Annotated in this window: 16 protein-coding genes; 7 read left to right on the top strand and 9 right to left on the bottom strand. The window is 68.2% G+C overall.

Annotated features, from left to right (window positions below; genetic code table 11):
• Nucleotides 1–2 precede the first annotated feature (2 nt).
• From P7A99_RS00950 to P7A99_RS00940, 3 genes are read right to left on the bottom strand one after another with little or no spacing between them, the layout of a single operon-like run.
• Nucleotides 3–1,001: an aldo/keto reductase gene (locus tag P7A99_RS00950; RefSeq protein WP_277792085.1), complete on the bottom strand. Its 999-nt coding sequence runs from the start codon at nt 999–1,001 to the stop codon at nt 3–5.
• A 24-nt stretch (nt 1,002–1,025) separates the two neighbouring features.
• The gene (locus P7A99_RS00945; protein ID WP_277792084.1) at nt 1,026–1,601 is read right to left on the bottom strand and encodes a flavodoxin; all 576 of its coding nucleotides are present in this window, start codon (nt 1,599–1,601) and stop codon (nt 1,026–1,028) included.
• Between the two features lie 20 nt (nt 1,602–1,621).
• Entirely contained in the window at nt 1,622–2,608 is a 987-nt protein-coding gene (locus P7A99_RS00940; protein ID WP_277792083.1) for an aldo/keto reductase, read from the bottom strand.
• A 126-nt stretch (nt 2,609–2,734) separates the two neighbouring features.
• Here P7A99_RS00940 and P7A99_RS00935 point away from each other — a divergent pair, with 126 nt between their 5' ends.
• Complete coding sequence (locus P7A99_RS00935) at nt 2,735–3,628, top strand: LysR family transcriptional regulator (protein ID WP_277792082.1); 894 nt, start codon at nt 2,735–2,737, stop codon at nt 3,626–3,628.
• A 106-nt stretch (nt 3,629–3,734) separates the two neighbouring features.
• A complete protein-coding gene (locus P7A99_RS00930) occupies nt 3,735–4,868 on the top strand; it encodes a hypothetical protein (protein WP_277792081.1) in 1,134 nt (377 codons plus the stop codon).
• 67 nt (nt 4,869–4,935) lie between these two features.
• On the opposite strand, the gene P7A99_RS00925 is transcribed toward P7A99_RS00930, so the two are convergent.
• Complete coding sequence (locus P7A99_RS00925) at nt 4,936–5,862, bottom strand: LysR family transcriptional regulator (protein ID WP_277792080.1); 927 nt, start codon at nt 5,860–5,862, stop codon at nt 4,936–4,938.
• 92 nt (nt 5,863–5,954) lie between these two features.
• Between P7A99_RS00925 and P7A99_RS00920 the strand changes: the two genes are divergently transcribed.
• Nucleotides 5,955–6,797, top strand: a complete 843-nt coding sequence (locus P7A99_RS00920; protein WP_277792079.1) for an SDR family NAD(P)-dependent oxidoreductase — start codon at nt 5,955–5,957, stop codon at nt 6,795–6,797.
• A 146-nt stretch (nt 6,798–6,943) separates the two neighbouring features.
• Here the strand turns inward: P7A99_RS00920 and P7A99_RS00915 are convergent, their stop codons facing one another.
• The 4 genes from P7A99_RS00915 to P7A99_RS00900 are packed head-to-tail and all read right to left on the bottom strand — an operon-like array spanning nt 6,944 to nt 11,435.
• Nucleotides 6,944–9,160, bottom strand: coding sequence for a TonB-dependent siderophore receptor (locus P7A99_RS00915; protein ID WP_277792078.1), 2,217 nt, complete (start codon nt 9,158–9,160; stop codon nt 6,944–6,946).
• Between the two features lie 57 nt (nt 9,161–9,217).
• A complete protein-coding gene (locus tag P7A99_RS00910) occupies nt 9,218–9,493 on the bottom strand; it encodes a DUF3325 domain-containing protein (protein ID WP_277792077.1) in 276 nt (91 codons plus the stop codon).
• Nucleotides 9,490–11,115, bottom strand: coding sequence for a PepSY-associated TM helix domain-containing protein (locus tag P7A99_RS00905; protein WP_277792076.1), 1,626 nt, complete (start codon nt 11,113–11,115; stop codon nt 9,490–9,492). The genes P7A99_RS00910 and P7A99_RS00905 overlap by 4 nt, the downstream gene beginning before the upstream one ends.
• The gene (locus P7A99_RS00900) at nt 11,112–11,435 is read right to left on the bottom strand and encodes a hypothetical protein (protein WP_277792075.1); all 324 of its coding nucleotides are present in this window, start codon (nt 11,433–11,435) and stop codon (nt 11,112–11,114) included. Before P7A99_RS00900 ends, P7A99_RS00905 begins: the two co-directional genes overlap by 4 nt.
• A 160-nt stretch (nt 11,436–11,595) precedes the next feature.
• On the opposite strand from P7A99_RS00900, the gene P7A99_RS00895 reads away from it, so the two are divergent.
• Both P7A99_RS00895 and P7A99_RS00890 read left to right on the top strand, forming a co-directional pair.
• Nucleotides 11,596–12,420 (top strand): helix-turn-helix transcriptional regulator, encoded by an 825-nt coding sequence (locus P7A99_RS00895; protein WP_277792074.1) that lies wholly within the window; start codon nt 11,596–11,598, stop codon nt 12,418–12,420.
• Nucleotides 12,421–12,703: 283 nt separating this feature from the next.
• The gene (locus P7A99_RS00890; RefSeq protein WP_277792073.1) at nt 12,704–13,603 is read left to right on the top strand and encodes an FkbM family methyltransferase; all 900 of its coding nucleotides are present in this window, start codon (nt 12,704–12,706) and stop codon (nt 13,601–13,603) included.
• A gap of 8 nt (nt 13,604–13,611) precedes the next feature.
• Here the strand turns inward: P7A99_RS00890 and P7A99_RS00885 are convergent, their stop codons facing one another.
• Nucleotides 13,612–14,274 (bottom strand): ABC transporter ATP-binding protein, encoded by a 663-nt coding sequence (locus tag P7A99_RS00885; protein ID WP_277792072.1) that lies wholly within the window; start codon nt 14,272–14,274, stop codon nt 13,612–13,614.
• 148 nt (nt 14,275–14,422) lie between these two features.
• Between P7A99_RS00885 and P7A99_RS00880 the strand changes: the two genes are divergently transcribed.
• Both P7A99_RS00880 and P7A99_RS00875 read left to right on the top strand, forming a co-directional pair.
• Entirely contained in the window at nt 14,423–15,796 is a 1,374-nt protein-coding gene (locus P7A99_RS00880; protein ID WP_277792071.1) for a glycosyltransferase family 4 protein, read from the top strand.
• Nucleotides 15,793–16,950, top strand: coding sequence for a polysaccharide biosynthesis/export family protein (locus tag P7A99_RS00875; protein ID WP_277792070.1), 1,158 nt, complete (start codon nt 15,793–15,795; stop codon nt 16,948–16,950). The genes P7A99_RS00880 and P7A99_RS00875 overlap by 4 nt, the downstream gene beginning before the upstream one ends.

The following is a 16,950-nucleotide window of genomic DNA, read 5'->3' as shown; positions in this document are numbered from 1 at the left end:
GATCAGCGGCCGGTCTGGGCCAGGACGGCTTCGGGAAGGCGCGCGCCCTGGATCGGGATCTTCGCGGCCGCCTCTTCGATCGAGGCCAGGTCCTGCGCCGTCAGCTCGACGCCCGCCGCGCCCAGGTTCTCGGCCAGGCGGTTCAGCTTGGTGGTGCCGGGGATCGGCACGATCCACGGCTTCTGGGCCAGCAGCCAGGCCAGGGCGATCTGGGCGGGGGTGGCCTGTTTCTGTTCGGCGATAGCCTTGAGCAGATCGACCAGGGCCATGTTGGCGGCGCGGGCGTCGGCGGCGAAGCGCGGCGAGATCGATCGGAAGTCGGTCGGATCGAGCTTGGTGGTCTCGTCGATCTTGCCGGTGAGGAAGCCCGCGCCCAGCGGGCTGAACGGCACGAAGCCGACGCCCAGTTCCTCGCAGGCGGCGAGGACGCCGTTGTGCTCGACGTCGCGGGTCCAGAGCGAATACTCGCTTTGCAGCGCCGCGAGGGGCTGGACGGCATCGGCCCGCCGCAGCGACTCCACGCTGGGCTCGGAGAGGCCGAAGTGGCCCACCTTGCCGGCGTCGATCAGGTCCTTCACGGCGCCGGCGACATCCTCCATCGGCACGGCCGGATCGACCCGGTGCTGGTAGAGCAGGTCGATGTGGTCGGTGCGCAGGCGCTTGAGCTGCGCTTCGGCCACGGCCCTGATATGCTCGGGCCGGCTGTTCAGACCGCCGGTGCGGGCGCCGGTCGCAAGATCGATGTCGAAGCCGAACTTGGTCGCGATCACCACCTGGTCTCGGAACGGCGCGACGGCCTCGCCCAACAGACTCTCGTTGGCGAACGGCCCGTAGGCCTCGGCCGTGTCGAACATCGTGGCGCCGCCGTCGAAGGCCGCGCGGATGACGCCCAGCGCCTCTTCATGGGGCGTCGGCGGACCGTAGGCGGAGCTGAGGCCCATGCAGCCGTAGCCGAGGGCGGAGACTTCCAGGCCGGCCTGGCCGAGTTTGCGCTTTTGCATGCTCTTTTCTCTTGAAATTGCGGGTCAGGCGCGGGCGATCGCGCCCAACCACTCACGGACTTGGGTCATGGTGCGCCGCTCCTGGTCGGCTTCCATCGAGAAGGCCGGCTCCAGTCGCGCGCTGGGGGCGTGACGCCTGAGGACCGCCAGGCTGTCGCCCAGCCCGTAGCCGCCATGGGTGATCACTGGTCGGATCGTCTTGCCTGACAGGTCGTGTGCGGCCAGAAAGCTGCGGATGATCGGCGGCGCGGTCTCGCCCCAGATGGGAAAGCACAGGAAGACGGTGTCGTAGCCCGACAGGTTCGGCACGGTCGCTTTCAGCAGCGGACGCACGCCGGCGTCGCGTTCCTGGCGCGCTTGCTCGACCGTCTGCTCGTAGTCTTCGGGATAGGGCGTGGCGGCCTGGATCTCGAAGAGGTCCGCCTTCAGTTCCCGGTGCAACTGGACGGCTATGACGCGGGTGTTTCCCGAGCGGGTGAAATAGGCGACCAGCGTGCTAGAGGCGCCGGCCGGAGCCGGCCGATCGTGGGCGGAGCAGGCGCTGGCGCCGGCGGCCAGCGCCAGGGCGGCGGGGACGCTGAGGGCGGCGCGGCGCGACATGGCTTTGATCCTGTCCACCTTCAGCGTCCCACGCGCGCCTGCAGGTGAGCCGGATAGCGGTCGCCCTCGACGGCGATCTCCGAGACGGCGGCCTCGATCGTCGCCAAGTCGGTCTCGCTGAGATCGAGATCGGCGACGGCCAGATTTTCGCTCAGGCGATGCAGCTTGGCGGTGCCGGGGATCGGGACGATCCAGGGCTTCTGAGCCAACAGCCAGGCGAGCGCGATCTGGGCCGGCGTGGCGCCCCTCTGGGCGGCCAGGTCCTTCAAGACGGAGACCAGGGCCTGATTGGCGTCGAGCGCCTGCGCGCCGAAGCGCGGCACGATGCTGCGGAAGTCGTTCTTGTCAAACGTCGCGTCGGCGGCGATGGCGCCGGTCAGGAACCCCTTGCCGAGGGGGCTGAACGGCACGAATCCGATGCCCAGTTCCTCCAGCGTCGGGATCACCGCCTGCTCGGGTTCGCGCCACCACAGGGAGTATTCGCTCTGCAGGGCCGCAACTGGCTGCACGGCGTTAGCCCGGCGGATGGTTTCCACACCTGCTTCGGAGAGACCGAAGTGCTTGACCTTGCCCTCGGCGATCAGGTCCCGGACCGTACCGGCCACCTCTTCGATCGGCACGTCGGGATCAACCCGGTGCTGGTAGTAGAGATCGATCGCCTCGACCCGCAGACGCTTGAGCGAGCCTTCGGTGACCTGGCGGATGGTGTCGGGGCGGCTGGAGAGCTTCTGCTCACCGAACGACTGGCCTGGCTCGAAGCCGAACTTGGTGGCGATCACCACCTGGTCGCGAAACGGCTCCAGCGCCTCGCCGACCATGGCCTCGTTGGCTTCGCCGTAGATCTGGGCGGTGTCGAAGAAGGTCACGCCTTGCTCGACGGCCGCGCGGATCAGAGCAATCCCGTCCTGCTTGTCGACGACGCGGCCATAGCCGTGGCTCAGTCCCATGCAGCCCAGGCCCAGGGCCGAGACCTCCAGGCCGCCGCGTCCGAGGATACGCTTTTCCATGTGGTGCTCCGTGTTCTTCAGCGAACGCGGAGCCCCCAGCGCCTTCGCATGGCAGCGAAGATAGGCCTGGTCCGTTCCAGCGATTAGAGCTCATAATCGCCATGTCGCTTTTAGTGGGGCTAAAGAATGGCTCAGGGTTTTGATGAACTGGCCGCCTTCGCCGCCGTGGCCAAGGAGCGCAGCTTCACGCGCGCCGGCGCCAAGCTCGGGGTCTCGGCTTCGGCGCTCAGCCAGACCATCAAGGGCCTGGAGGGACGGCTAGGTGTCCGCCTGCTTACGCGAACGACCCGGAGTGTCGCCCCGACGGAGGCGGGCGATCGGCTGTTGCAGACCGTGGCCCCGCGCCTCGAGGAGATTGAGCAGGCGCTGGCCGCGCTCGCCGACATGCGGGAGCGGCCCGCCGGAACGATCCGCATCACGGCCGGCGAGCATGCCGCGCGCTCGGTCCTTCAGCCCGGTCTGGCCAGGCTCCTGCCGAACTATCCTGATATCCGCGTCGAGATCGTTGTCGACTACGGTCTGGTCGACATCGTGTCGGAGGGGTTCGATGCGGGCGTGCGCCTGGGCGAGCAGGTCGCCAAGGACATGATCGCCCTGCGCATCGGTCCCGAAATGCGGATGGCCGTGGTGGGCTCGCCGACCTACTTCGCCAAGCGCCCGAGGCCGCTGACCCCGCAGGACCTGACCGACCACAATTGCATCAACATGCGCCTGCCCACCTATGGCGGCCTGTTTCCGTGGGAGTTCGAGAAGGACGGCCGCGAGGTCAAGGTGCGGGTCGACGGGCAGCTGACGTTCAACACCATCCGCCAGCGCCTGGACTCCGCCCTGCAAGGGCTGGGCTTGGCCTACATGCCCGAGGACGTTGCTGCGCCCTGCATTGCGTCGGGGGATCTCGTCAGGGTGCTGGAGGATTGGTGCCTGCCGTTCTCTGGCTATCACCTCTACTATCCCAGCCGCCGTCACGCCTCGCCGGCTTTTTCGCTGCTCCTGGACGCCCTGCGGTTCAGGGACCGGTAGCTCGGGTCATTTGTAAGCAGCTCTAAAAGGAGCAAATCCTTTCCGCAGGCTAATCGCGAATATGACGCCGCGATAACCTCTCCCAAATTACAAAGGGAGTTTCGTCATGCGTCTGGCTGCAAACCTGTCGTCGCGCGCCAGCGCGGTGGCGCTCGGCGTCGTCCTGAGCGGCATTGTCCCTGCGGGAACAGTATCGGCGCAGACGCTGAAATCCATCCAGGCGCCGGCGACACCGCTCGTCCTGAAGGATCGCGGGAGCTTCTACGTAGGCGGCCGGTCTGTCGAGCAAAAGGCCGGAGAGATCCTGCTGGGTCCGGACGACAGCGTCACCGTCGACCAGATGTATGTCGAATACATGGTCCCCGTCGGTAAGGCCAAGATCCCGGTGGTGATGATCCACGGCGCGGGCCTGAGTGGAAAGAGCTACGACACTACGCCCGATGGGCGCATGGGGTGGTTTGAGTACTTCGTCCGCAAATCCCACCCCACCTATGTCGTCGACCAGGTCGGCCGGGCGCGCTCGGGCTTCAACCAGGCGGCCATCAACAACAGGCTGTCGGGCGCCAGCACCGCCCCGACCGGGTCGGTCACGCTGACCGCGCCCGGCGCGCCGGCGGCGATCGGGCAGGGGGCTTTTCGCTTCGGCGATCGGGTCGGGGTCTGGACCAACTTCCGCTTCGGGCCGAGTTTCGGCGAAGCTTTTCCGGGAGAGCAGTTCCCGGTGGAAGCCGTCGGTGAACTCTCCAAGCAGGCCATTCCGGATCTGACCTCGCAGGTGCCGCAGCCCAACCCGACCCTCAAGGCGCTGTCCGACCTGGCCGGCGAGCTCGAGGGCGCGGTCCTGATCAGCCACTCCCAATCTGGCCCGTTTCCCATGGATGCGGCGCTGATCAATCCCAAAGGCGTCGCCGCCATCGTCGCCCTCGAACCGGGCGCCTGCCGGGCCAGCTACACCGACGACCAGATCGCCAAGCTGGCGAAGATCCCTACGCTGATGGTGTTCGGCGACAACCTCGGGGCTCCCACGGGGCTGGGCGCGATGACGTGGCAAAATCGGCTCGACGGCTGCCGGACCTATGCGGCTCGCATCGCGGCCGCTGGAGGCAAGGTCGATCTCGTCAGCACCGCCGAACGCGGCATCCGCGGGAACAGTCACATGCTGATGCAGGACAGGAACAGCCTGCAGATCGCAGACATGATCCTCAAGTGGATCGATGAACGGGTGGAGAGGTCAAGCTAGCGCAACTTCGACGCAGTGCTGAGTGGCGCGCTTGCTGAGATGGCCCAAGGTCGGCTCCTGGCGCAGATCAGCAGGCGGTCGAAGCGCCTTCGCGCACCGTGTCGATGAAGGCGCGCAGGGCTGGGTTCATCTGGCGTTGCTGCGGGAAGCACAGGTGATGGCCTTGGAAGGGTTCGCACCACGCCTCCAACATCGCGACGAGCCGGCCGTCGGCGATGGCCTGTCGGGCAGTGCGTTCGACGGAGAAGGCGATGCCGACACCGTCGATGGCCGCCTGCAGCGCCATGTCCTTGCTGTTCACGATCAGCGGGCCGGCGACCTCGACCTCGAACCAGGCGCCGTCCTCGTAGAACTCCCAGCGATAGGGCTGAGCGCGGCCCGGCCAGCGCCAGCGGATGCAGTCATGGCCCAGGAGGTCGCGCGGATGGGCGGGCGTGCCGCGCTCGGCGATGTAGCTGGGGGCGGCGACCGGGATTTGCCGCACCGGCGGCTCCAGCGGCACGGCGACCATGTCGCGCTCGATCACCTCGCCGAGGCGGATGGCCGCGTCGTAGCCGGCCGCGACGGTGTCGACCACTTCGTCGTCGACGGTGACGTCCAGCACCACGCTGGGATAGGCGCGTCGGAAGGCTGGCAGGATCGGCTGGATGTATAGCTCGGCGGCCGAACGAAAGGTGTGGACCCGAACGGCGCCGGACGGACGCTCCTGGTAGAGGCGAGCCTGACCGACGGCCTGGCTGAGTTCGGCCACGGCCGGCGCGACGCGGCGCAGCAGGTTTTCGCCGGCCTCGGTCAGAGAGACGCTGCGGGTGGTGCGGTTCAGCAGCCGAACGCCGATCCGATCCTCGAAGGTCCGCACGACTTGGCTTAGCGCCGAAGGCGTCACGCCCAGGGCCTCGGCGGCGCGGGTGAAGCTCAGGGCCTGGCCTACGGCGACGAAGGCGCGCAGGTGGGCGAAGTCGCCGCCGCTGAGCATGGGGTCAGTTAGGGCCATTATTTAGTGCGTCTTACAAAGTCTCGCAGTTTGCTGCGTATTTTGTAGTCGGCGCGACGGGCGCACAAGGCGCACCTCACAAGGAGCGTGCGATGACGAAACATTGGTTCATCACTGGGATTTCGCGGGGCCTGGGGCTGGCGCTGGCCAAGGCTGCGCTGGCGCGAGGCGATACCGTGGTCGGTACAGTCCGTTCGGGCGCGCCTCCGGTCAGGGGCGAGGCGGGAAGGTTGCACGTCCTGACGCTCGACGTCACCGACGGCGCGGCGATCACCGCCGTCGTGGACGAGGCTTTTCGCCTGGCGGGCGGACGGCTGGATGTGGTGGTCAACAATGCCGGATACGGCCTGCTGGGCGCGCTTGAGGACGCCACGGACGCAGAGGCCGAGCGCCTGTTCGCCACCGATGTCTTCGGCCCGTTCAAGGTCATCCGGGCGGCTCTGCCCAGGCTGCGGGCGCAAGGCGAGGCGCGGATTCTGAACATCACCTCGATCGCCGGCCGCGCGCCAGGCGCCGCTTCGGCGCTATACGCGGCGGCCAAATATGCGCTTGAGGGCCTGACAGCCTCGCTGCATCAGGAAGTTGCGCCGCTGGGCGTAAAGGTGACAGCCGTCGCGCCCGGCGCCTTCCGAACGGATTTCCTGTCGGCCCACTCGATCCGCCTGAGCGAGACGCGCGCCGAGGGCTATGGCGGCACGGTCGGCAAGGCCAGCCATGCCTTCGCATCGATGGCGGGCCAGCAGCAGGGCGATCCGGATCGTGCGGCCCGGGCCTTGCTGAGGATCGTCGATGCACCCGATCCGCCACTGAACCTGCTGCTCGGCTCAGACGCCCTGCGGCGAGTTCGCGCCAAGCTCGCGGCGGTCGAGGCGGAGATCGATATTTGGGAGGCTCTGACGATCAGCACCGACTTTCCGGAGGTCGAAGCGCGCTGAGGGCGGATGTTCGTCAGGCCGGCGGCGCTGGAGCCGAACGCGCCTCGCCCCGAGGAGGCGAGCGCAATAGCGCTCGCCTTTTTCTTGAGGCCTGGAGGAGGCGGGGCGTCACGAGGTCTCGACACCCTTGATCGGCGTGGTCCCGATCAGTAGCGGGCGCGTACGTTGAACAGCACCCGGCGCGGTTCGCCCCAGTAGCCGCCGTTGAAGTAGCCGACGTTGCGATAGTACTTCTCGTCGAACAGGTTGGTGATGTTGACGCCGACGCTGACCTTCGGGGTGAAGGCGTAGCGCACCAAGGCGTCGGCCAGGACGTAGCCGTCCTGGGTCACCCGCGTCGCGGCCAGGACCGGGGCGCCGGTTGAGGTAAAGGCGCCGGTTGGGGCGTTCATGTTCTGATAGACCTGCGTCTGCCAGCTGACGCCGCCGCCGACCGTCCACTTGCCCAGCCTGTAGGTCGAGTTCAGCTTGACCATGTGCAGCGGATTGACGGTGAAGACCCGCACGCCCGCGGCGTTCTCGTTGTGGGTGTAGGTGTAGCCGCCGGTGACGCTCCAGTTCGGAGTGATCGAGCCGGAGACCTCGATCTCGCCGCCGCGGGTCTCGACCCCGTTCACCGCGCGATAGGCCGACGAGCCGTCCGGCAGCGAGTTGGCCGGCACGGTCGGGTCCAGCTCGGCCACGTTGTCCTGCTGCATGTAGAAGCCGTTCACCGAGGCGTAGAGGCGCTTGTCGAAGAACTCGGCCTTCACGCCGGCCTCGTAGTTGCCGCCGACCTTGGGATCCAGCTGCTTGAAGTTGGCGTCGAACACGTTCTGCGGCTGGAACACGTCGGCGTAGCTGAAGAAGGCCGTCAGGTTGCTGGACAGGTCGTAGAGCACGCCGACATAGGGCGACACGCGGTCCTGCGAATAGCGGCCGGTGGTCGTCGTGCGAGCGCCGGTCGTGGTGCTGTAGTTCTGCGTGCGCGTGCTCCAATCGCTGACGCGGGCGCCGGCGATCACCTTCAGGCGGTCGGTCGGGTTCAGGCGCACGGCGGCGTAGAGGCCCGCCTCGCTGGTCGAGACGATGCTGCGCGGCTTGCCGGTGGTGTAGGTGACCGGGCGGCCGATCTCGCCATCCCAGCTATAGATGCTGGGGAAGGCCGTCAGGCTGTAGGGGCGGCTGGTGATGCCGGCGTTGATGGTGGCCAGGTCCCGCTCGAAGAAGTTGCCGCCCAGAACGAGCTCATGCTTGCGGCCGAACAGCTCGAACGGACCCGAGGCGTAGGCGTCGACCGACTCCTCGCGGGTCTCACTGACCGAGTAGGTGTCGGAGATGGTCAGGCCCAGGCCCGTCGTGCGGTCGGCGAAGCCGGTGCTGTTGGAGCCGGCCAGCAGCAGGCTTTCGGTGTCGGTCGAGCGGTTGTTGTAGGCCAGGCGTCCGACCCAGCCTGCGCCGAACTCGTGCTCGAGCACGGCGAACAGGTTGCGGCTGTCGCGCTCCCAGCGGTTCCACTTGGCGCCGGCGCTGTACGAGCGCGGGAACTCGGCCCGCGTGCCGTCGCGGAAGAACAGCGGCGCGGCGCTCCAGGCGCCGCCCTTGGAGTCGGTGCGCAGGTAGTCGGCGCCCACCCGCAGACGGGTGTTGTCGGTCAGGTCGGCCTCGACCACGCCATACAGGCTGGGCGAGGTGTCGTGCTGGAAGCGCACGTAGGACTCGCGGTCGGTATAGGCGCCGACCAGCCGGCCGCGCACCTTGCCGCTCTTCAGCAGCGGGCCCGACACGTCGAGCTCGCCGCGGCGGTAGTCCCACGAGCCGGCCGACAGGCTGGTCGAGGCGCGGAAGTCATCGGTCGGGCGCTTGCGCACCATGTTGATCGTCGCCGACGGATCGCCCGCGCCGGTGACCAGGCCCGTGGCCCCACGCACCACCTCGATGCGCTCGTAGATCGAGGTGTCGCTCAGCACCGAGTTGCCGCCGGCGCCGGTGGTGTACTGGGTCGGCACGCCGTCGAACTGGAAATTGGTGATCGCAAAGCCGCGCGCGTTGAACAGCACGCGGTTGGAATCGTACTGCTGGACGTTGACGCCCGGGGTCTGGGCGAAGACCTCGGCTACGGTGATCAGGTTGAAGTCCTCGATCCGCTGGCGGGTGAAGACGGTCAGCGACTGCGGGGTCTCGCGCAGGCTCAGCGGCAGTTTGGTGGCGGTGTTGGTGCCCTTGACCTGGTAGCCCTCGGTGCGGCCGGTCACCAGCACGGCGTCGACGGTGTTGTCCTCCTGGACGGCGATGTCTTCCGCGTGGGCGACGGAGGCCAGGGCGAGGACGGCGGCGCCGGCGAGCAGGGGCGCGCGACGGGCAGGGCGGTTGTTAGCGGACACGGGGGTCTTCCTTTGGGTCTTCGAACGATGCGGTGAAAAGCCGGCTGGGAGCCGACGTCAGGGCCTGGCGCGCGGCCACCAGGTCTGGGCCAGCAGCACCGGCGCTGCGGCGGCGGTCAGCAGGCCAAGCCAGCCTACGACGCCCCAGGCTAGGCCCCAGGCCAGCAGCGAGGCGACGAGGCCCAGCGCCAGGCACAGCCAACCAGCGAGCTTGAGGAGGAGGCGTCGCCGGGGCGGCGGCGGGCCGCCGATCAGGGCCGCGTGATGGCGCGGCATGGCCAGCGAGAGGGCGAAAAAGCCGGCGAGACAGAGCAGAAGGGCCGCCAGGGTCATGCCTCGACCTCCTCGGCCTTGCGGGCGGGCGTTGCCGGAGCCTTTGGCGTCACAGGCGCGGTCTTGGCCCTTCTCGCTTTGGGCTGGGCGGGTTTGTGGTGGGCGACGCCGACCGCCATGGCGGCGAAGGCCGCTCCCAGAGCCAGCAGCGTAAGATCCATCACCGCCATCGCGGTGTCGCCGGACCGCAGGCTCGCGACGAGCCCATGCTGGGCGGCGGCGATGTTGAAGACGGGCAGGGCCAGCAGCAGCCCGGCGGTCAGCGACAGCTGCTCGATCCAGCCGCGACGCGGCGGTCGCACGAAGCCGTGCAGCAAGAGCACGCCCCAGGCGATGAACATGGCGTGGACTTCCCAGTCGCCGCGGCCGGCCAGGTTCAAGGGCAACAACCGGTTGGCCCACAGGAAGACGGCCATGGCCGCGGGAAGGCCCGCGATCGTACCGATGTTCAGTCGCTCGACCAGGCGGAAGCCGAAGTGCGGGCGCGCGGGATCCGCCAGCTTCTGGCGGCGCTTGGCGATCCACAGTACCAGGCCCGTGGCCACCATCGCCGTGCCGGCCAAGCCCGACAGGAAGAACAGCCAGCGCATGGTCATCGGCGCGAAGCGGCCGGCGTGCAGCCCGACCATGCCGCCCCTGGCGATCATGCCGCTGGAGGTCGGCGCGACCTGCGAGCGGATCTGGCCGGTGACGCCGTCAAAGACGATCTCCCAGCGGCCGTCCACCAGGGTGTCGCTGGCCCGGCGGGTGACGATGATGCGCGCGGCCTTGTCGTTGGGCGCGTCGATGCGAATCAGACCTGCGTGGCCGCCGTCCCAGGCCCGCTCCGCCGACTTCAGCACCGCCCCGATGTCGGCCAGCGGCGCGGCCTCGCCGGACGGCTTCACCGGCTTGGTCCGGGTGATGCTCTGCGCGTAGTAGGCGGTTTTGCTGGGATAGTTGGCCGCCACGCCCCAGGGCACGTACAGCACCATCAGGGTGATCAGGCCGGTGTAGGTGATCATGGCGTGGAACGGCAAAGCCAGCACCGCGAGGGCGTTGTGGCCGTCCAGCCAGCTGCGCTGGCCCTTGCCGGGCCGGAAGGTGAAGAAGTCGGCGAAGATCTTCTTGTGGGTGATCACGCCGCTGACGATCGCCACCAGCATGAACATGGTGCAGAAGCCCACGATCCAGCGGCCCCAGATCACCGGCACGTAGCGCAGGTCGAAGTGCAGCCGATAGAAGGCGTCGCCGCCTTCGGTGTCGCGCGGCGTCACGACCTGGCCGTCCGGGCCGATGGTCACGGCATTGGGGTCCACGCCCCGGCGCGGCGCCGGCCGGCCTTTTTCGCGGAAGGTGGCGGTCGCGCCGCCGGCGCGCTCGTCGGGCAGGCTGATCGACCAGGTGGTCGCCTTCGGAGCCACGGCCTGGAGATGAGCGATCGCCCCACGCGCCACGGTCTCGACGTCGCGGGTCACCCCGATCTCGGGCTGGGCCCAGCGGGTGATCTCCTCGCGCCAGTAGCTGACCGCGCCGTTGAGGAAGATCAGGTAGAGAATCCAGCCGACCAGCAGGCCGGTCCAGGTGTGCAGGCCGGCCTGCGACTGGCGAAAGCCCAGAGCCTTGGGGATCTTGCCGCTCATGCCGCCCACCAGGCGCAAAGGCCGGCGACGGCGCCGATCGCCAGCAGAACGGCTCCGGCGCGCAGGGCGCTGCGTGCGGCGAAGGTCCAGACCACCAGGCCTGCATAGATCGCGAACGACAGGATGGTGGCCCACAGCGTGCGGTCGAGGGCCTGTCCGGGCAGCACTCGCGCCAGCAGCACGGTGCAGGCGGCCATGACGGCGTAGCCGCCAACGGCCGCCAGGAGAATGCGGGCGATCACGTCGCGGACGCCCTGCCAATTGCCTTTTTGCGTCTGCCTGACGCCCGTCGCGTTCACGCTGTAGATCCCGAAAGCCATGATTTTGCTTTCGGAGGCGCCTATCGGTATTGAGAGGCAGTCGCAATGAACGGGCCAAGCTTTGGCCCGATCGTGCAATATATCGACCCGTTCCCGACTGCCGCAGGCCCAAGTCCGCGGCCGAAAATCCGGCCTCGCCGAAGAATCCCCAGAGCTATCCGTGCCCGCAGACCTCCCCGAGCCGCCCGTCGACAAGAGCAGCACCGACCATCCGCCGCTGCGTCCGGTGGTGGGTTTCCATGGCCGCCAGCCCACCGGCTACTACGACCCGCCGCACGTTCACGACCGGGCCCAGTTCTCCTACCGCCTGGAGGGCGTGGCGGCGGTGCGGGCGGGCGGCGAGGCGATCATTCTGCCGCCGGGGCGGGGCGTGTGGATCCCCGCGGGCGTGCGCCACGAGGTCAGCTGCCGCGGCCCGGCCGCCTACAACGTGCTCTACGTGACCACCCACGTTGCGCCCCAGCCTGACGGGCTGCGGGTGATCGACATCGCGCCCTTCCTTCATGCGCTGGTCGAGGAGTTCTTGACCTTCGAGGCCCTCTATGACGAGGCCGGTCGCGAGGGCGACATCGTCCGCCTGATCCTGGGTGAGATCACGCGCGCGCCGCCCTCCACCGAGGCTGGGCCGCGCCTGCCGACCGACGGCCGGCTGCAGCGGGTCTGCGCGGCCCTGAGACGCGATCCGGCCGACGGCCGCGACATCGACGCCTGGGCCAACGAGGCGGGCATGAGCAGGCGCACCTTCACCCGCAACTTCCGAGAAGAGACCGGCATGAGCTTCGTGGCCTGGCGCCAGCAACTGCGGATGACCCAGGCGGCGGCGTTGCTGGGCGCAGGGCAGTCGGCCACCCAGGTCGCCCAGACGCTGGGGTTCTCGTCGCTCAGCGCCTTCACGACGCTGTTCCGTGGCGCCTTCGGCCTCTCGCCGCGCCGCTACGTCGAGCGACTGGAGCCGTCGATCATCGGCCGGAGCGGCCAGTCCTAGGCCGGTCAGGCCCTGAAGCCGGTAAAGCCTTGCTGCCTCCTGGCGCGACGCAGTGCTAGCGGCTCCCGACCGGACGGGCCTTTCGAGGGCGGGCGTTGGGGATCGCGGCCCGGGGCGCTGTATCGGGTGACGCGCCGCCTTGCCTGTTCCGCAGCCAGGGGCGCGTTGGTCCAGGCGGGCCTTCTTCGATGCGATGTCGTCCGATCCTGTGGAAATCCACAGGTGCGTACCGTCTTCATACGGGGCCTTGTCGCCCGGGCTGCGAAGCGCTCGCGGCCTCGGGGTGGACGGTTTCGACGTGGTGCGTGTCATCGATCAAATTCGCGCGCGCCTGGATCACGGCGGGGCGTCGCGCTTGGCTTTGCGTCGCCTGGAAACCGCACCCGCAGCCAAGGTAGAGGCGGCTGTCCGAGGGTTGTGCGCCAGCGCCTATCTGGGCGACGGGTCGGCGCTTTGTCGCGTGCTGGGCCGCTACAAGATGCTGGTGGATACGCGCGACGACGATGTCTCGGCGCATCTCCTGCTCGACGGCTTCTGGGAGCTTTGGGTTACGCGGGCGCTGCTGGGGCTGGTTAGGCCCGGCATGGTCTGTGTCGATGTAGGCGCCCACCTGGGCTACTACAGCCTGCTGATGGCGGACCTGGCGGGGCCGGGCGGCCAGGTCCACGCCTTCGAGCCCAACGCCGCCTTGCGCGGGCGTCTGACGCGATCGGCCGCGATCAACGGCTTCGACGCCATGATCCAGGCTCATCCGTGGCCGCTCTCCGATCGCGATGGCGTCGCCGTGCGCCTGGTGGTTCCGCCGGGGCGTCCGGGCGGCGGGCATATCCAGCCGGCCGAGGCCTCTCTATCGCGCGCCGGCTCTGCCGTCCTTCATACGCGACGCCTTGACGGCTTTGCCGAGATTCCTCGGGTCGACGTCGTCAAGATCGACGCCGAAGCTTCCGAGCAGGCGATCTGGCGGGGCATGAGGGGCCTGATCGGGCAGGGGCGGCCGCTGTGTGTGCTGTTGGAGTTCGCCGCGGCCCGCTATCCGGATCCAGACGCCTTCCTGGGTGAGTTGACGCAAGAGGGCTTTTCCCTGGAGTTGGCCGACCCGCGCCACGGCCTGCGGGCCGTCAGTCGGGCCGAGGTGCTGGCTGCGCCGGCGGCCAGGGATCAGATGCTGGTGCTGCGTCGATGACGCCGCGGTCAGGCGTCAGCGCGCTGGGCGGCGCTATGCGCCTCGATCGCTTCGCCGATCGTGTCGTAGAAGCGCAGCTGTCCGTCCTGAAGCACCGCGCCCCGGTCGCAATAGGTGTTCAGGGTGTCGGGGTGGTGGGACACCATCACCAGCGCGCCGGTGGCGCGACGATGCGAGAGGGCGTCATGGCAGCGCTGGCGGAAGCGCTCATCGCCGGCCCCGGTGACCTCATCGATCAGGTAGCAGTCGAAGTCGATCGCCAGGGACACCGCGAACGCCAGGCGCGCGGCCATGCCGGCAGAGTAGGTCTTCACCGGCTGATGGAGATAGGCCCCCAGTTGAGCGAAATCCTCGACGAAGGCCAGCAGCGGTTCGATGGGCTGGCGGTAGATGCGGGCGATGAAGCGCGCGTTGTCCGCGCCCGTCAGGCTGCCCTGGAAGCAGCTGCTGTATCCGATGGGCCACGACACCGACATGCTGCGGGTGACGCGGCCCGAGGAGGCGCGCTCGACGCCGGCGATCAGCCTCAGCAAGGTCGACTTGCCTGCGCCGTTCGCGCCGCAGATGCCCAGGGCCTCTCCGGGACGTATCTGGAAGCTCACGTCCTCCAGGACGTGGCGCGTGAGGTTGCGTCCTCGATAGGTCTTGTTGACGTGATCGAAGATGATCATGGCGGCGCAATCTCCATGTGCAATCTACATTCTGCTCGATGGCGTCTCTTCGATCAACATTGTTTATACATAATCTGCATTTTGGCTCGGATGTGCCATTATGTATTGAATAATATTCAATTTCGTTTGAGTTCCTGGCGCGTTTCGCATGTTGTCTATTCGGAGCGATATCGTGCGGCGTGATCGGGTCGGGATCGACGGCTTCAACCTGGCCCTGCCGCACGGTACGGGCGTGGCCACCTATGGGCATGCCCTGAGCGAGGCGCTGCGAGGGCTGGGCCGATCGATCGACGTGATCTACGGCCTGGATGTATCCAGGGCCGCGCCGGAGGCGCTGCGCGAGACATTGTTCTTCGATCGGCTCGCGCAGCGACGCACGGAGGCGGCAGGACGCACCACGCTAGGTCAGGCGATGCGGCGCGCATTCCTGTCGCCGAGCGTTCGTGAGCCGCGTGAGGTGACCATCTCAGGGCGCGTCGTGCGCGAGGGAGCTCCCAGGTTGCCGGTCTTCGACCGACTGTTCACCCTCGGCGGTCTCTATCCCCTGGCGGCTCGACATTTCCGGCGCTACGGCCGGTTCCTGACCGTGCGGCTGCCGGATCCGCCGGCGATCATGCACTGGACCTATCCGCTGCCGCTCCGGCTGGAGGGGGCGCTGAACCTCTATACCGTGCACGACCTGGTGCCGCTGCGGCTGCCGTTCACGACACTCGACGACAAGGTCTATCACGACAGGCTGCTTCGAGAGTGTCTGGCTCGCGGCGACCACATCGTCACCGTTTCCGAGGCGTCGCGCCGGGATATACTGGATTTCTTCCCCGTCGATCCCGCCCGGGTGACCAACACCTACCAGGCCGCCCTGTCGCCAGGGGCGGAAGCCGACGGGGGGAGCCTGACGGCGCGACTGCGGGCGTTGTTCGACCTGAAGCCCGAAGGCTATTTCCTGTTCGTCGGCGCCATCGAGCCGAAGAAGAATGTGGGCCGGCTCATCGAGGCCTATCTGGCGGCGGAGCTGGAAACCCCGCTGGTGCTGGTGGGGCCGCGCGCCTGGCTGGCCGACGACGAGCTGAAGCTGTTGGAAGGCGCACATGGCATGCGGCTGCCCGGCGCTGGGCGGATCCGCAGGATCGATTATCTGCCGACGGACCATCTGCGCACTCTGATGCGTGGCGCGCGGGCCGTCGTCTTTCCGTCCCTCTACGAAGGCTTCGGTCTGCCGGTGCTGGAGGCCATGACCTTGGGCGCGCCGGTTATGACCTCGGCGGCCGGCGCGCCAGCCGAAGTGGTCGGCGACGCGGGCTGCCTGGTCGACCCATACGACGTGCCGGGCATGACCCGGGCGCTTCGCCGCCTGGATGGCGATGACGCCTTGCGGACCGGTCTGCGCGAGGCCGGAGGGCAACGGGCGACGGCCTTTTCGATGTCGGCCTATCGGCGCCGCCTATGGGCCCTCCACGCCCGGCTGCTGGATGAGCCCCCCTTGATCTCGCCACGGGGCGAGCATTTCGGAGACATAGCGTGACCCTCATCGCCAGGCCGCGGTTTCGCGCCGCCTCCATGATCGGCGCCGCCACGGCGCTCCTGACGTTGAACGCCTGCGCCAACCTGCCGGCGAGCGGGCCGACCGCCGCCGCCATCGACGCCGAGCAGCGCCGTACGCGCGACTTTGAAATCCTCGACATCGATCAGGCCCTTGTGACGTCCTTGGCCGTGCAGCCGGTTGCCGGCGGGCTTGGCGTGCCGGATGCGGAAGGCGCCGCGCCGGTCGACCTGCTGGGACCCGGCGACGTGCTCCAGATCGCCATCTATGAAATCGGCGCGGCCCTTTTCGCCGCACGCTCGACCTTCGTCCCTGGAAGCGGCCTGTCGCCACCGTCCGGCGCGGCTGAAATCCTTCCACCCGTCGTGGTCGGCCAGGACGGCGCGGTGAACTTGCCGTGGATCGGTCGCGTGCAGGCGGCCGGCCAGACGCCGGACGCGCTCGCCGGCCGGATCGCACAGGCCTTGCGCAACAAGTCGCAGGACCCCCAGGTGGTGGTCAGCGTCCGCGACAACGTCGCCAACACCGTGATGGTCATGGGCGAGGTCAAGAAGCCGGGCCGTGTTGCGTTGAGCCTGACGGGCGAACGGCTGCTGGATGTCGTCGCCCTGGCCGGCGGACCGGTGAACCCCGTCCAGGACAGCGTCGTGCAGCTCAGTCGGGACGGACGAACCGTCTCGGCGCCGCTGGCGACCATCGTTGCGGGCTCGGCCGAGGATGTGCCCTTACGTCCGCGCGACCGTATCGTGGTGGCCTATCAGCCGCGCACCTTCACGATCTTCGGAGCCACGGGCAAGGTGTCGGAGACACCGTTCCAGACGCCCAGGGTCTCGTTGGCCGAGGCGATCGCCAGGGCCGGAGGACCCAGCGACCAGCAGGCCGATCCGTCCGCCGTCTTCGTGTTCCGCTACGAGCCCGGCGCGGCCGACGGCGCGCCGCTCGCGGGCGCCAGGCCCGTGGCCTATCGCCTGGATCTGCTGAAGCCGCAGAGCTACTTCCTGGCGCAGGGTTTCGAGATGCGCCCGCGAGACGTGATCTATGTCGCCAACGCGCGCGCCAACCAGTCCACCAAGCTGATACAGGTCCTCAACCAGTTCTTCTCGCCGATCTACACCGCCAAGGTGATCGCCAAATGA

This window comes from Caulobacter endophyticus (assembly GCF_029543245.1).
Classification (GTDB): Bacteria; Pseudomonadota; Alphaproteobacteria; order Caulobacterales; family Caulobacteraceae; genus Caulobacter; species Caulobacter endophyticus_A.
Note: the sequence above shows the minus strand (reverse complement) of the source record. Positions and strands in the feature narration are given on the sequence as shown.